General features: G+C 75.7%; 13 protein-coding genes. 8 read left to right on the forward strand and 5 right to left on the reverse strand.

Annotated elements, in window-relative coordinates; translation table 11 throughout:
- The first annotated feature begins 203 nt into the window (after positions 1 to 203).
- The 5 genes from ACW69E_RS05505 to ACW69E_RS05525 are packed head-to-tail and all read left to right on the forward strand — an operon-like array spanning position 204 to position 5,394.
- Entirely contained in the window at positions 204 to 1,802 is a 1,599-nt protein-coding gene (locus ACW69E_RS05505) for an ABC transporter substrate-binding protein (RefSeq protein ID WP_457497029.1), read from the forward strand.
- A 35-nt stretch (positions 1,803 to 1,837) separates the two neighbouring features.
- The gene (locus ACW69E_RS05510) at positions 1,838 to 2,806 is read left to right on the forward strand and encodes an ABC transporter permease (RefSeq protein WP_206349543.1); all 969 of its coding nucleotides are present in this window, start codon (positions 1,838 to 1,840) and stop codon (positions 2,804 to 2,806) included.
- On the forward strand, positions 2,803 to 3,717 hold the full coding sequence (locus tag ACW69E_RS05515) for an ABC transporter permease (protein WP_457497030.1): 915 nt from the start codon (positions 2,803 to 2,805) through the stop codon (positions 3,715 to 3,717). The genes ACW69E_RS05510 and ACW69E_RS05515 overlap by 4 nt, the downstream gene beginning before the upstream one ends.
- Positions 3,714 to 4,682, forward strand: a complete 969-nt coding sequence (locus ACW69E_RS05520; RefSeq protein ID WP_457497031.1) for an ABC transporter ATP-binding protein — start codon at positions 3,714 to 3,716, stop codon at positions 4,680 to 4,682. Before ACW69E_RS05515 ends, ACW69E_RS05520 begins: the two co-directional genes overlap by 4 nt.
- Positions 4,683 to 4,698: 16 nt before the next feature.
- A complete protein-coding gene (locus tag ACW69E_RS05525) occupies positions 4,699 to 5,394 on the forward strand; it encodes an ABC transporter ATP-binding protein (protein ID WP_457497032.1) in 696 nt (231 codons plus the stop codon).
- A 54-nt stretch (positions 5,395 to 5,448) separates the two neighbouring features.
- Here ACW69E_RS05525 and ACW69E_RS05530 read toward each other — a convergent pair whose 3' ends face one another.
- Positions 5,449 to 6,045: a LysE/ArgO family amino acid transporter gene (locus tag ACW69E_RS05530; RefSeq protein ID WP_457497033.1), complete on the reverse strand. Its 597-nt coding sequence runs from the start codon at positions 6,043 to 6,045 to the stop codon at positions 5,449 to 5,451.
- A gap of 70 nt (positions 6,046 to 6,115) precedes the next feature.
- Here ACW69E_RS05530 and ACW69E_RS05535 point away from each other — a divergent pair, with 70 nt between their 5' ends.
- On the forward strand, positions 6,116 to 7,027 hold the full coding sequence (locus tag ACW69E_RS05535) for a LysR family transcriptional regulator ArgP (RefSeq protein ID WP_457497034.1): 912 nt from the start codon (positions 6,116 to 6,118) through the stop codon (positions 7,025 to 7,027).
- Between the two features lie 55 nt (positions 7,028 to 7,082).
- On the opposite strand, the gene ACW69E_RS05540 is transcribed toward ACW69E_RS05535, so the two are convergent.
- A complete protein-coding gene (locus ACW69E_RS05540; protein ID WP_457497035.1) occupies positions 7,083 to 7,745 on the reverse strand; it encodes a GOLPH3/VPS74 family protein in 663 nt (220 codons plus the stop codon).
- Between the two features lie 126 nt (positions 7,746 to 7,871).
- Between ACW69E_RS05540 and ACW69E_RS05545 the strand changes: the two genes are divergently transcribed.
- Complete coding sequence (locus tag ACW69E_RS05545; RefSeq protein WP_457497036.1) at positions 7,872 to 8,912, forward strand: MsnO8 family LLM class oxidoreductase; 1,041 nt, start codon at positions 7,872 to 7,874, stop codon at positions 8,910 to 8,912.
- A 96-nt stretch (positions 8,913 to 9,008) separates the two neighbouring features.
- On the opposite strand, the gene ACW69E_RS05550 is transcribed toward ACW69E_RS05545, so the two are convergent.
- Together ACW69E_RS05550 and ACW69E_RS05555 are read right to left on the reverse strand one after the other, a co-directional pair.
- A complete protein-coding gene (locus ACW69E_RS05550; RefSeq protein WP_457497037.1) occupies positions 9,009 to 10,418 on the reverse strand; it encodes a carboxyl transferase domain-containing protein in 1,410 nt (469 codons plus the stop codon).
- Positions 10,411 to 11,895: an acyl-CoA synthetase gene (locus ACW69E_RS05555; protein WP_457497038.1), complete on the reverse strand. Its 1,485-nt coding sequence runs from the start codon at positions 11,893 to 11,895 to the stop codon at positions 10,411 to 10,413. Before ACW69E_RS05555 ends, ACW69E_RS05550 begins: the two co-directional genes overlap by 8 nt.
- 116 nt (positions 11,896 to 12,011) lie before the next feature.
- On the opposite strand from ACW69E_RS05555, the gene ACW69E_RS05560 reads away from it, so the two are divergent.
- A complete protein-coding gene (locus ACW69E_RS05560; RefSeq protein WP_457497039.1) occupies positions 12,012 to 12,581 on the forward strand; it encodes a hypothetical protein in 570 nt (189 codons plus the stop codon).
- A 58-nt stretch (positions 12,582 to 12,639) separates the two neighbouring features.
- On the opposite strand, the gene ACW69E_RS05565 is transcribed toward ACW69E_RS05560, so the two are convergent.
- Positions 12,640 to 13,896: an ROK family protein gene (locus ACW69E_RS05565; RefSeq protein ID WP_457497040.1), complete on the reverse strand. Its 1,257-nt coding sequence runs from the start codon at positions 13,894 to 13,896 to the stop codon at positions 12,640 to 12,642.
- Positions 13,897 to 13,942: the final 46 nt, after the last annotated feature.

Raw genomic sequence — 13,942 nt, forward strand, 5'->3', positions numbered from 1 at the left:
ACAGACCAAGTAGGGAGTCAAGGTCTAGTCCACAGAAGCATCGGATAAACCGGTTCGGAAGGCCTTTCGTGATCACGGGGTGATCGAAGCGCCGGGTGCGGGGCGCCGGGTCCGGCCGGAGGGGAGGGGCGGGGTGGCGCGCGCCTGCGGTTTAATTGCAAGCTGTTTGCAACAACGTTTGATCAGCAGCAGGGGTGTGGAGCATGAGACTGCGGGTGACACGGGCCGCCGCCGCCATGACGGCCGGCGCGGTGCTGGCCGGAGCGGCGGCCTGTTCCGCGCCGTCCGACGGGAAGGGCGGCGCGGACGGAGGTACGGGCGACTCCCTGGTCGTGGGCATCGCCCAGGAACCGGACACCCTCAGCCCCCTGCTCGGCTACGGCAAGGACGGCAACTCCAAGATCTTCGACGGGCTGCTGAGGCACGACGCCGGAATGGAACTGCGGCCCGCCCTCGCCGCGAAGCTTCCCGAGATCGGCGACGGCGGCCGGACGTACACCTACACCCTGCGCGAGGGGGTGACCTTCAGCGACGGCACCCCCTTCGACGCCGAGGACGTGGTCTTCACCTACGAGACCATCCTCGACGAGAGGACCAACAACCCCTCCAGGGGCGAGCTGGACGCCCTCGACAGCGTCACCGCCGAGGGCGAGGACACCGTCGTCTTCCGCCTCAAGTACCCCTACGCCGCCTTCGCCGAGCGCACCGTGCTGCCCATCGCCTCCAAGGAGGCAGCCGCCGGACAGGACGTCAACACCGGCCCCTACAACACCGAACCGGTCGGCACCGGCCCCTACGTCCTCACCGGCTGGAGCCGCGGCGAGAAGCTCACCTTCAAGGCCAACCCCGACTACTGGGGCGGCGCGCCGGAGGTGGAGAAGCTCACCATGGCCGTCATCAAGGACGACGACATACGCGCCACCCGGCTGCGCTCCGGCGACCTCGACGCCGCGGTCCTGCCCCCCGCGCTCGCCGGCACCTTCGCCGGCGACGAGGGCCGGCGCGTGATCCGGGCGAGGACCGCCGACTTCCGGGCCGTCACCCTCCCCACCGCGGACCCCGTCACCGGCGACCGCGCGGTGCGCCGCGCACTGGACACCGCCGTCGACCGAAAGGCGATCGTCGACAGCGTGCTCAGCGGCGCCGGCCGGGCCGCGTACGGCCCCGTGCCCACCGACAGCCCCTGGTTCGCCAAGGGCACCGAACGCCGCCACGACCCAAACGAGGCGCGGGAGATCCTGGAGGAGGCGGGCTGGAAGGCCGGCGAGGACGGAGTGCGCCGCAGGGACGGCCGCCGTGCCGCCTTCACCCTCTGGTACCCCTCCGGCGACCGGCTGCGCCAGGAGCACGCCCTGGCCTACGCCGCCGACGCCAAGGAGATCGGCATCGACATCACCGTCGAGTCCGGCACCTGGGAGGTCATCGAGCCGCGCATGGAGGACGACGCCGTCCTCTCCGGCGGCGGCAGCCCGGCCGACCCCGACTTCGACCTCTACCCCCTGCTGCACTCCTCCCTCGCCCTGGACGGCTTCAACAACATGGCCGCCTACGACAACGCGGACGTCGACCGGGCGCTTGAGGAGGCGCGCCGCACGAACGACCGCGCCGCCCGCGCCGAGGCGTACGCCACCGTCCAGCGCGAACTGGCCGCCGACCCCGGCTACACCTTCCTCACCCACATCGACCACGTGTACGTGATGGACGACGCCTGGCAGGACGTCACCACCCAGGTCGAGCCCCACGACCACGGTCTGGGCACGGGCCCGTGGTGGAACGTCGAGGACTGGCGGCCGAAGAAGTGAAGACGGAACCGCGCACGGGCCCGCCCTGGGCCCCGATGGCGCGCCTGGCGGGACGGCGGGCGCTGGCCGCCGTCCCCGTCCTGGCCGCCGTGACCCTCGGCGTCTTCGCGCTCGCCGCGGCCTCCCCCTTCGACCCGGTGCGCCAGTACGCCGGGAGCGCCGGGTTGCGCGCCTCCCAGGAGACCCTCGACCGGCTGCGTGAGAACCTCGCCCTGGACGGCCCGTTCACCGAGCAGTGGTGGAGCTGGCTCACCTCAGCCGCGACCGGCGACCTGGGCCAGTCGGTCTCCCTGCGCCAGCCGGTCGCCCAGGTCGTCGGCGAGCGCCTGGGCTGGTCCGTGCTGCTGTGCGCGCTCGCGTTCCTGATCGCGGTGGTGCTCGGCACCGTGCTCGGCGTCGCCGCCGCGCGCCGCCGGGGCGGGTGGCTCGACCGCTGCGTCACCGGCGGCTCCTACGTGCTCCAGGCCGCCCCGCCGTTCTGGCTCGGACTGCTGGCGGTCTGGTTCTTCGCCCTCCAGCTCGGCGTGCTGCCCGCCGGCGGGCTCACCGACAGCGGCGAGGACACCGTCACCGCCGGCTCGCTGGTACGCCATCTGACGCTGCCGGTGGCCGTGCTCGCCCTGTCCCAGCTGCCGTGGTTCGCCCTGTACGTACGGCAGGGAGTGGCCGACGCGCTCCACGAGGACCCGGTGCGCGGCGCCCGCGCACGCGGTCTGCGCGAGCGCACCGTGCTGCTCGGCCACGCCCTGCGCTCGGGGCTGCTGCCGGTGCTCACCCTCATCGGCACCCGCATACCCGAGCTGATCACCGGCGCCCTGCTGGTGGAGACCGTCTTCAGCTGGCCCGGCATCGCCTCGGCCACCGTCCGCGCCGCCACCGCCACCGACTTCCCGCTCCTGGCCGCCGTGACCGTCCTGGCCACCGCCGCCGTACTCGCCGGGAACCTGCTGGCCGACCTGCTCTACGTGCTGGCCGACCCCCGGATCGACCCGGAGGAGATGTGACCGCCCCCGCCCCGGCACCCGCCGAAACCCCCGCCGAAGCACCTGTCCCCGCCGCCGCTCCGCGGCGCGGCTTCGGGTGCCCGCCCGGCGCACGCGCCTGGCGCACCCGCGTCTCGGCCGTCCTCACCGCCGCCACCGTCCTGGCCGCGCTGCTGGTGCCGGCGGTCTTCCCCCTGGACCAGCAGGCCGTCGACCTCGCGGCCAAACTCCGGCCCCCCTCCTGGGAGCACCCCTTCGGCACCGACGAACTGGGCCGCGACCTGCTGCTGCGCTGCGTCCACGGGCTGCGCGTCTCGCTGCTGGTCGGCGTGGTCGCGGCGCTGGTGGCCACGGTCGTCGGTATCGCCGTCGGCGGTCTGGCCGGGGCGCTGGGCGGGCGCACCGACCGGCTGGTGATGCGGGTCGTGGACGTCTTCGCCTCCGTGCCCCACCTGCTCCTGGGCATCTTCGTGGTGGCCATGTTCCGGCCCGGGATCTGGCCGGTCATCGCCTCCGTCGGCCTCACCCACTGGCTGTCCACCGCCCGCATCGTCCGGGCCGAGACCCACTCCCTGCGCAGCCGCCCGTACGTGGACGCCGCGATCTCGGGCGGCGCCTCGCGGTGGCGGGTGGCCGTACGCCATCTGCTGCCCGGCGTCCTGCCGCAGGCCGGGCTCGCGGCGGTGCTGATGGTGCCGCACGCCATCTGGCACGAGTCCGCGCTGTCCTTCCTGGGCCTGGGCATCCCCGCCCACCAGGCCAGCCTCGGCACCATGGCCGAGGCCGCGCGCGGCTCGCTGCTCGCCGGCGCCTGGTGGCCCACCCTCTGGCCGGGCCTGTTCATCGTCGTACCCACCCTCGCCATCGCCGGACTCGCCGGCGCCTGGCGCGAGCGGATCAACCCGCGCGTCCGATCGGAGCTGACGCTGTGACGGCCCGACTGTCCGTACAGGAGCTGTCCGTACGCTTCCCGCTGCGCGGCGGGCGCACCGTCGCCGCCGTGACGGGGGTCTCCTTCGACCTGGACCCCGGCGAGTGCCTGGCCCTGGTGGGGGAGAGCGGCTGCGGCAAGTCGGTGCTGGCCTCGGCGCTGCTGGGGCTGCTGCCCGGCAACGCCCGGGTGGGCGGTGCTGCCCTGCTGGACGGCCTGGACCTGCTCACCGCGGGGGAGAAGGAGCTGGCCCGGCGCGTGAGGGGCCGCCGTATCGCCCTAGTGCCGCAGAGCCCCGCCTCGCACCTCACCCCCGTGCGCACCATCCGCTCCCAGATGGAGGAGACGGTGCGGGAACTGACCGGCACACAGGGACCGAAGCTGCGCGGGGCCGCCGAGGCCGCCGCCGAGCGCGCGGCGTTCCCCACCGGCCACCTCGACCGGTACCCGCACCAGCTCTCCGGTGGCCTCGCCCAGCGCGCCGCCACCGCCCTCGCCCTCGTCGGCGAGGCCCCGCTGCTGATCGCCGACGAACCGACCACCGGCCTGGACCGCGATCTGGTGGACCGCACCGCGGACGAACTGCGCCGGCACGTGGACGCCGGCCGCGGCCTGCTCGTCATCACCCACGACCTGACCGCCGCCGAGCGCATCGCCGACCGGGTCGCGGTGATGTACGCCGGGCGCATCGTCGAACTCGCCGATGCCGCGGACTTCTTCGGCACACCCGGCCCCCGGCACCCGTACGCCCGCGGGCTGCTGGAGGCGCTGCCCGAGCGGTCCTTCACCCCCATCCCCGGCATGCCGCCCGAGCTGGACGACCTGCCCGGCGGCTGCGCCTTCGCCCCGCGCTGCGATCGCGCCACCGGCGCCTGTGCCGCCGTGCCCGCCCTGGCCGGGTCCCGCGCCGGAGCGGTGGCCTGTCACCACGCGTACTCCCACGCCCCGGAGACCGCCGATGCCTGAGCCGACATCCGAAGCGATGCCCGGACCGACGCATGAGCCGGAGCCCGGGCCCGCGCTGGAACTGCGCGGCATCACCGCCGGATACGACCGCCGCGCCCCCGTACTGCGCGGGGCGTCCCTGACCGTGGGCGACGGCGAGGCAGTCGGGCTGCTCGGCCCCAGCGGATGCGGCAAGTCCACCCTCGCCCGCGTCGCAGCCCTGCTCCACCGGCCGCGGGCGGGCACCGTGCGGCTGGCCGGACGGACGGCGTACGGCTTCCGTCACCGCGCCCCCCGCGAGCTGCGCACGACCGTCGGCGTCGTCTTCCAGCAGCCCCGCCTCGCCGCCGACCCCCGCCTCACCCTCGCCGACCTGATCGCCGAGCCCCTGCGCGCCACCGGCCGCCGGGCCGAGATCCCCGGCCGGCTGCCCGCGCTGGCCGCCTCCGTCGGCCTCGGCGGCGACCTGCTCGCCCGCCGCCCCCACGAGGTCAGCGACGGCCAGCTCCAGCGCGCCTGCCTGGCCCGCGCGCTCGTCCTGCGCCCCCGGCTGCTGGTCTGCGACGAGATGACCGCCATGCTCGACGCCTCCACCGCCGCCGCCCTCGTCGCCGCCGTGGAGGAGTACCGCCGCGAACACGGCACGGCACTGCTCGCGGTCGGCCACGACCGGGTGCTGCTGGAGCGCTGGTGCGACAGGACGGTGGACTTCGACGCGCTCCCGCGACGGTGACGCACCGCAGCCGCACGGCCCGCCGTGCGCCGCGGGCCGTGCGCCGCGGAGGCGTCACCCCAGGAGGAGGCCGACCGCCAGGACGAGCATCACGACGCCGATCACCAGATCCACCACCCGCCAGGTGCGCGGACTGCTGAGCACGCCCGACAGCGCCCGGGCGCCGTAACCGAGGGCGGAGAACCACACCACGCTGCCCGTCACCGCCCCGACGGCGAAGACCCACCGGGCCTCGGGGCCCTGCTGGTTGGCGAGGCTGCCCAGCAGCACCACGGTGTCGAGGTAGACATGGGGGTTGAGGAAGGTCAGGGCCAGGGTGGTGGTGACCACCGACCTCCGCGACCGGGCGGCCTCGGCCTTCAGCGAGGCGGGTCTCACCGCGGAGACGAAGGAGCGCACCGCCCACCACGCCAGATAGGCGGCTCCCGCCCACCGCAGCACCTCCAGGGCGCCGGGGAAGCGGGACACCAGCGCCCCGATCCCCGCGGTGCCGCCGAGGATCAGCACGACGTCGCCGGCCGTGCACAGCGCCACCACCGCCCCGACGTGCTCCCGGCGAATGCCCTGCCGCAGCACGAAGGCGTTCTGCGCGCCGATGGCGATGATCAGAGCCAGGCCGGCCGCGAGCCCGGCACTCCAGGTACCCCACATGGCCCTGACGCTAGCCAGCCTCCTGAATACAGACAAATGAAAAGAATAACGGATGCATTAGATTTGCTTCATGAACTTCGAGCATCTGCGCGCCCTGGCCGCGATCATCGACGAGGGGACCTTCGAGGCCGCCGCGGACCTGCTCAGGATCAGCCCCTCGGCCGTCAGCCAGCGCATCAAGGCCCTGGAGAACTCCGTGGGCCAGACGGTGGTGCGCCGGGGCGTGCCGTGCGCTCCCACCGAGGCCGGAGCGGTGCTGCTGCGCATGGCACGCCAGGTACAGGTGCTGGAGGCGGAGACCCGGCGCGCGCTGGGCAACGGGGTCTCCTCCCGGGCGGTGACACCGGTGGCCGTCAACGCCGACTCCCTGATCACCTGGTTCGTGCCCGTCCTCCACGAGGCCGCCGGCTGGACGGACACCACACTGGACCTGCACGTGGAGGACCAGGACCACAGCAGCCGGCTCCTGCGCCAGGGGGACGTCATCGCAGCCGTCACCGCCGACCCCGCACCGGTCAACGGGTGCCGCGTCGAGCGGCTGGGCTTCATGCGCTATGTGCCCGTGGCCGCCCCCGCGCTGCACCGGCGGTTCACCACGGCAGCCGGTGTCGACTGGGCGGGCATGCCCATGCTGGAGTTCAACGCCAAGGACGACCTGCAGCGCCAGGTGCTCCGCTCCCGCAGCGTCGACCTGCTCCCGCCCAGGCACACCATCCCGTCGTCCGAGGGGTTCCTCGCGGCCCTGAGGGCGGGCCTGGGATGGGGCATGATCCCGGAGCTCCAGCTGGGCACGGAGCTCGCCGACGGGACGCTGATCCTGCTCGAGGAGCAGGCCCACCGCGACGTCGCCCTCCACTGGCAGACCTGGTCTCTGGAGTCCGAGCGGCTGAACCGCATCACCGCGGCCGTCCGCGCGGCCAGCCGGCGGCAGTTGCGCACCGCCCGGCAGGACGACCGGACCACCGCGCAGGGAAGGCCGTGACCGCCGACGCGCCCGGCACCGTGCCCGGACCCCGTCCCCCGGCCCGTTCCCGGACTCAGGACGCGGCCGCGACCACGGTGATCGTCGTGGCCACCGCGACCGCCGCCCGCACATCGCGGATCGCCCGGCGGACGCTGTCGCCCACCCGGTTGCCCTCGGCGATCTCGGCCATACGCGGCTCGACCCGCTTGCGGGGCAGGCCGGGGAAGGCCTGCCGGTACAGCCCCGCCGCGTGCAGCAGGGCGACCAGGGCGGCGGTACGGTCGTCGGGATCCGCGCCGCCGACGACCGCGGAGGCCGGCCGCTCGCGCGCCTCCCGCTCCACCGAGCCGTCCGCCTCCGGATAGCGCCGCACGGGGAAGAGGCCGAGGACGCGGACCCGCTCCTCGGCGACCAGGCCGCGCCCGCACAGGCTCTCCACCGCCGCCCGGACGGACTTGGCCTGGTCCCTGGCCATCCAGCCGGAGGCCCTCCTCCGCTTCCCGCCACCGGTCCAGCCGGCGATCAGCCCCAGGCGCCCGTCGAGCAGGGGGACACCGGTCGGGGTGCGGTCGGCGACCTCCAGCCGTCCGCCGTGGACGGCCGCCCGCTCCGCCATGACCAGGTCCGGCAGGATGCCGCCCGCGACGCCCCAGCCCGTGGAGGACAGGGCCTTCGTCGCACCGGAGACGCCGTCCAGCGACAGCAGCGTGATCTCCTCGCCCAGAGTGACACCCACCGGCGGCCCCCGCTCCCCGTGTCGACTCTCCGTGCGGGTCCTCTCGGTGGGGGACGCGCCCGCGCGCACGCGCGGTTGCCCGGCGCGGTGGGGGAATCGCCCACGACCGCGTTTGTTGGGACGTACATGGTCAACGAAGCGCTGCGCACCGTCCGCCTGTCGGTCCTGGACCGCTCCCTGGTCCGCAAGGGGGAGGGAGCGGACGAGGCCCTGCGCGCCACCGTGCGCTTCGCCCGGGAGATCGAGGCGCTGGGCTACCACCGCTTCTGGGTGGCCGAGCACCACGGGGTCCCCGGTGTGGCCGGCTCCGCACCGACCGTGCTCGCCGCCGCCGTCGCCTCGGCCACCGGCCGTATCCGGGTCGGCACGGGCGGGGTGATGCTGCCCAACCACCGGCCACTGGTGGTCGCCGAGCAGTTCGGGGTGCTGGAGTCGCTGTTCCCGGGACGGATCGACGCGGGCCTGGGCCGCTCGGTCGGCTTCACCGGCGCGGTACGGCGGGCGCTGGGGGCGCGGAAGGAGGCCGCCGAACGGTTCGGCGAGGACCTGGACGAGCTGCTGGGCTGGTTCGACGGCGATGGCGACGGCGACGGCGCGCGGGACGTACGGGCCGTGCCCTCACAGGGCCTGAGGGTGCCGGTGTTCGTGCTGGCCACGGGCTCGGGGGCACGGGCGGCCGCCGAGCGCGGACTGCCGCTGGTGATCGCCCCGGTACGCGGCGAGGAGCGGATGCTGCGCGCGATCGAGGACTACCGCGCGGCCTTCCGGCCCTCCGCCGCGGGCCCGGAGCAGTACCGCAGGCCGTATGTGATCGTCTCGGTGAGCGCGGCGGCGGGCGCCACCACCGCCGAGGCGGAGGCGCTGCACGCCCCGGAGGCGTGGGCGACGGTCGTCTCCCGCACCCGGGGCGTCTTCCCGCCGCTGGAGCCGGCGGGCGAAGTGCTGGGGCGGGAGATGACCGACCGCGAGCGCACCCTGTTCGCCGAGGCCCGCCGCTCGCGGATCGGCGGGACCGGGCAGGAGGCGGCCGAAGCGCTGGCCGGGCTGGCCCGGCGCAGCGGCGCCGACGAACTGCTGATCACCCTGGGCACCCATGACCACGGGCGGCGACTGGACTCCTACCGCCGGCTGGCCCGGTCGGCGGGCCTGGGCCCCGCCGACCGGTGACCGGGGCACGGCGCCGGGCCCGGAAGCGGCGGGTCCGGCGGCCGGGACGGCGCCCTGCCCGCACGGCGCGACGCCGCTCACTCCGGCGCGCCGGCGCTATGCCCGCACGATGCCGCGCGCCACGCCCAGCTCCACCAGGTCCTGTGGGCGCAGCCGCAGTTCGCCGGCCGTCTCGCGGACGTGCTCCGGGCCGCGCTTGAGGATGGCCGCGGCCGACTCCGGGGCGATGACGGAGAAGTAGCAGTCCGGGGTGACCCAGGTGTTCTCCGGCGCCGCCAGCGCCAGCGCCCCGCCCGAGCCGCCCTCGCCGACCACCAGGGTCGTCACCGGGACCCGGGCCTCGGCCACCGCCGCGAAGAGGTCCGCGATGGCCGCGCCCGCGCCGGAGCGCTCGGCCGTCTCGTCGTTGGCCGCGCCCGGGGTGTCCACCAGGGTGAGCACCGGGATGCCCAGCCGGTCGGCCAGCCGGATCAGCCGGGTGGCGGTGCGGAAGCCCGCCGGCAGGGTCGGCGTGCCGCACTGGGCGGCATAGGCGATGGTGCGGCCGTCCCTGCGCCCGAAACCGCAGCGCATCCCCGGGTCGGTGCCGCCGCAGCGGTCGCCCGATATCTCCTCGCGGACCTCGAAGTAGGCGTCCAGATAGGCGTCCGCGCGCGGACGGTGGGTGGAGCGGGCCCGCTCCACCGCCTCCCAGCCGGTCCCCGGCAGGCCCGGCGCTCCGCCGCCCAGCGCGCGCGGCGGCTCGGCGGGACCGCCCTCGGCACCGGGGGAGCCGTCGGGGGAGGAGAGCAGGGACAGCCAGCGGCCCAGGACGCCGGGCAGCTCCTGAGGCGCCACGACCCGGTCGATCTGCCCGGCCGCCAGCTTCTCCTCGGCGCCGTACGCGGCCGGGTCGGCGTCCGGCGGGCGTACCCGCGAGCCGGCGAAGGCGACCTGGGCGCCCGGCAGGGCCAGCACCACGTCGGAGCCGGCGCCCAGTGTCGCCCAGCCGCCGCCGGTGGTCGGGTCCCGTACGACGGCGATCTGCGGCAGGCCCGCCGCCCGGGTCAGCGCCGACTGGCGTGCCACGCGCTGGAGTTGGACCAGGGCCCGCATGCCCTCCTGCATGCGGCTGCCGCCGGTCGCCGTCAGGGACACCACCGGCAGCCGTGCCCGGCGGGCGTGCCGGTGGGCGGCCTCGATGCGGTCGCCGGTGCGCTGCCCGAGGGAGCCGCCGAGGAAGGCGAACTCGAAGGCGATCAGGACCGCCGGGACGCCGCCGACCGTGCCGGTGCCGCACACCACCGACTCGTGCTCGCCGGTGCGCTCGTGTGCGCGGGCCAGTGCCCGGCCGTAACCCTCCCAGGCGATCGGCCCGTCCCCGTAGGCGGCGACGGCGCCATCGCCATCACCGCCTACGGGGACGGGCAGCTCGGCGAAGCCGGCGGCCACCGCGTCGATCACCGCACGGGCCGGCAGCCGCCCACCCGGCTCCTTCGGTCCCCCTCCGGCCGGCCGCTCAGCCACGGCCCAGCTCCCGCTTCATGACCTTGCCCATGTCGTTGCGGGGCAGGGCGCCGGTGAACCGCACGACCCGGGGCCGCTTGTGCGGCGTGAGCCGCCGCGCCACATGGTCGACCAGCTCCTGTTCGGTGGGCGGCTGCCCGCCGGCCGGCACCACCCATGCCGCGATCCGCTCGCCCAGATCCGGGTCGGGCTCGCCGACGACCGCCGCCTCGGCGACGCCGGGATGGCCCAGCAGGCAGTTCTCGATCTCCCCGGCGCCGATCCGGTAACCGCCGCTCTTGATCAGGTCCGTCGCCCTGCGGCCCACGATCCGGTAGAAGCCGTCGGCGTCCCGGGTGGCCATGTCGCCGGTGCGGAACCAGCCGCCGGCGAAGGCCTGCGCGGTGGCGTCCGGCCGGTGCAGGTACTCGGTGAACAGGTTGGGTCCGCGCACCTGGACCTCGCCCACGGTCTCGCCGTCGCCGCCCTCGATGCGCCGCCCCTCGTCGTCCACCAGCCGTACGTCCACGCTGGGCAGGGGCACGCCCACGGTGCCGGCGCGGCGCTCGCCGTCCGCCCGCACGCTGGTGATCATCAGCGTCTCGGTCATCCCGTAGCGCTCGACGACGCGCTGCCCGGTCGCGGCCGTGATCCGCTCGTGGTCGTGCAGGGGCAGCGCGGCCGAGCCGGACACCAGCAGCCGGGCCCCGCGCAGGGCCGCGGCCAGCCGGCCGCCCGCCTCGCCGTCCCCCTCGTCAACCGCCCCGCCGCCCGCCTCCAGGGCCTCGGCCAGCCGGTGGTACATCGTCGGCACCCCGAACACCATGGTGCCGCCCTCCTCCAGCGCCGCCGCGACGGCCTCGGGCGAGAAGCGGCCCAGATGGCGCAGCGTGCCGCCGCGCCGCAGCGGGCCCAGCACACCCAGGACCAGCCCGTGCACATGGAACAGCGGCAGCGCGTGCACCAGCACGTCGTCGCCCGTCCACCGCCAGACGTCGGCCAGGTCGTCCAGCGTGCTGGCGATCGCGCGGCGCGGCACCACCACGCCCTTGGGCGGTCCGGTGGTGCCGGAGGTGTAGACGATCAGCGCCGGACCGTTCTCGTCGGGCGCGGCCGTGGTGCCGTCGGGGCTGGGATCGGCCCCGGGCTCCAGTGCGACGTCGGTGCGCGGCAGCGCGTCCAGGGCCGGGGGCAGCTCGTCGCCGGGAGCGGCCAGCACCCGGGTGGGCGTGCTGTCGGTGAGTATGTGGGCCAGCTCCTCCTCGCCGACGCGCGGGTTGACGGGGACGGCGGGGACCCCGGCCAGCAGCGCGGCCAGGACGCCGACGCAGGTGTGCGGCGAGGGGGTCGCCCACACCGCCACCCGGTCGGCCTCGGCGATCTCCAGGGCGAGCGCGTGCGCGGCCCCGGCCAGCCGGCCGTAGTCGATCACCCGGTCGCCGAAGTGCAGCGCGGGCTTGTCCGGCGCCTGGTACAGGCTGGGGAAGAGTGCGGGCACCCGGGGCTCCTCGTCTGGTTCACGGCCGTGCGGTCGGTCTCCAGGGTGCCTACCCATCCGGCCGTACGCAGCCCGGGGCGTCCGGTGTGATCTCGGTCGCCCGTCGCCGTTCCCGGATGATCACCCCGCCCGGCGGGCGGGCCGGCCTCTTCGCCGGCATCCCGCGAGGCCGCCGTATGGAGGAGCTGGGGTGCCGGGGGCGGTACCCCGATCCGGACGGTCTCCCGCCGGTGCCCGAATGGGAGCAGGCACCGCGCGAGGGGCCGTGCGCGGTGGAGGGGGTGGAGCTTCCCGCCCGGGCGAAGGGGCCTCACCACCGGCGCGTCACCCCGGACGGGGACGGCCCCCTGCGCAGCTGCGACATCGCCACGGACCATTCCCAGGAGGTGCGGCTGACGACGGTCGTGCACCCCGGGCTGGCGGAGTTGTTCGCCCAGCCGTCCTGGTGGGGGTCGGAGAGGCTCGTCACCGGGGGCCGTTCGGCGGTGTCCGGCGGCGGTTCGCTGGGAGGGGACCTGTCGGTGCTCCGGGCGCTCTGTCAGACGGGCCGGGTCGCCTTCGTGGCCCGGCCGGTGGACAGCCCGGCGGAAAAGCGGTGGGCCCGTGACCTGCTGCCCGCGTATGTGGAGGCCGAGGCCGAGCGCGCCGGCTGCGGGAGGATCGAGGTGGTCCGGAAACCGGACTGACCGCGCTCCCTACCCGCGGGCTCCCGGGGGCCCGCCCCGGGCGCGGGCGCCCGGCCCGTCAGGCGCGGTGGGCCAGCGGGTCGTCCAGGACCGCGCGGACGACGGAGTGGGCCGCGCCCAGCAGCGGGCCTTCCGCGCCGAGGCGGGAGACCGACACCGGAGGGGGTCCGGCCAGGCGGCGGCCCAGCTCGTGCTCCAGGGAGGGCAGCAGCCAGGGCGCCAGCCGCGCGAGGGCGCCGCCCAGGACCACGGTCTGCGGGTCGAGCAGGTTGACCGCGCCGGTCAGCGCGGTGCCCAGCGCGCTTCCGGCCTCGGCCAGCGCCCTCAGCACCGCGCGGTCGCCGCCCCCGGCGCGGGTGGCGAGCAGGTCGATACGGGCGCCGGGACCGGGGTGCTCGGCGGCGGTGGCGCGCGGGTCGAGTCCGGCGGCCCGCAGGACGGCCTCCTCGCCGGCGTACTGCTCCAGGCAGCCGATCCCGCCACAGGCGCACGGGCGGCCCTCCGGACGCACCGGCACATGGCCCAGCTCGCCGGCGAACCCGCGGGTGCCGCGCAGGAGTTCCCCGTCCACCACGATCGCGGCACCGATGCCGATCTCGGCCGATACGTGCACGAAGTCGCCGGGCGGCGGGGTGTGGCCGCCCAGCCACAGCTCGGCCAGGGCGCCGAGGTTGGCCTCGTTGTCCATGGAGCACACGGCCGTGCCCTCACCGACACCACCACCACTGCCACCGCCGGTGAGGGCGCCGGTGCCGAGTATGCCCCCGTCCAGGTGGGCAGCCAGATCGAGGTCCGTCCAGCCGAGGTTGGGGGCCTGGACGACGGTGGTGGTGCCGCGGGCGACCAGGCCGGGCACGGCCACGGCCAGCCCGGCCGGGCGCAGCCCCAGCCCGCGGGCCTCGTCCGCGACCTCCCCGACCAGGCGGGCCAGCTGCTCCAGCACCGGGCCGGGGTCGCTGTCGCGGTTGGCCGCGTCCATCGCGGTGCGGGCGCGGACCTCACCGCGCAGGTCGACGGCGCACACGGCGAGGTGGTCCACGCCGATCTCGGCGCCGATCCCGCAGGGGCCGCTGTCGCTGAGCGTCAGCGCGGTGCCCGGCCGCCCGACCGCGCCGGAACGGCCCGGCCCCAGCTCCACCAGCAGACCGGCGCCCAGGAGCTCGTCCACGAGGGTGGAGACGGCGGTGCGGGTGAGCCCGATCCGCGCCGCGACGGCGGCCCGCGACCGGGGGCCGCCGTCGGCCACCGCGTGCAGTACGCGCGCCAGGTTCCGCCGCCGCATCTCCTGCTGGGTGTTGGGCGCGGGTGCTGCCATCGGTGGCGTACTCCTCAAGGGCTGTGCGGACGGTGGTGCCGCTGGA

It is taken from the genome of Streptomyces sp. SS8, from assembly GCF_054072955.1.

What these genes read in the sequence shown, in the direction of transcription:
- ACW69E_RS05505 (WP_457497029.1), top strand. Translation starts at nt 204, where the DNA reads ATGAGACTGCGGGTGACACGGGCCGCCGCCGCCATGACGGCCGGCGCG.
- ACW69E_RS05510 (WP_206349543.1), top strand. Translation starts at nt 1,838, where the DNA reads ATGGCGCGCCTGGCGGGACGGCGGGCGCTGGCCGCCGTCCCCGTCCTG.
- ACW69E_RS05525 (WP_457497032.1), top strand. Translation starts at nt 4,699, where the DNA reads ATGCCCGGACCGACGCATGAGCCGGAGCCCGGGCCCGCGCTGGAACTG.
- ACW69E_RS05530 (WP_457497033.1), bottom strand. Translation starts at nt 6,045, where the DNA reads ATGTGGGGTACCTGGAGTGCCGGGCTCGCGGCCGGCCTGGCTCTGATC.
- ACW69E_RS05535 (WP_457497034.1), top strand. Translation starts at nt 6,116, where the DNA reads ATGAACTTCGAGCATCTGCGCGCCCTGGCCGCGATCATCGACGAGGGG.
- ACW69E_RS05545 (WP_457497036.1), top strand. Translation starts at nt 7,872, where the DNA reads ATGGTCAACGAAGCGCTGCGCACCGTCCGCCTGTCGGTCCTGGACCGC.
- ACW69E_RS05560 (WP_457497039.1), top strand. Translation starts at nt 12,012, where the DNA reads ATGATCACCCCGCCCGGCGGGCGGGCCGGCCTCTTCGCCGGCATCCCG.
- ACW69E_RS05565 (WP_457497040.1), bottom strand. Translation starts at nt 13,896, where the DNA reads ATGGCAGCACCCGCGCCCAACACCCAGCAGGAGATGCGGCGGCGGAAC.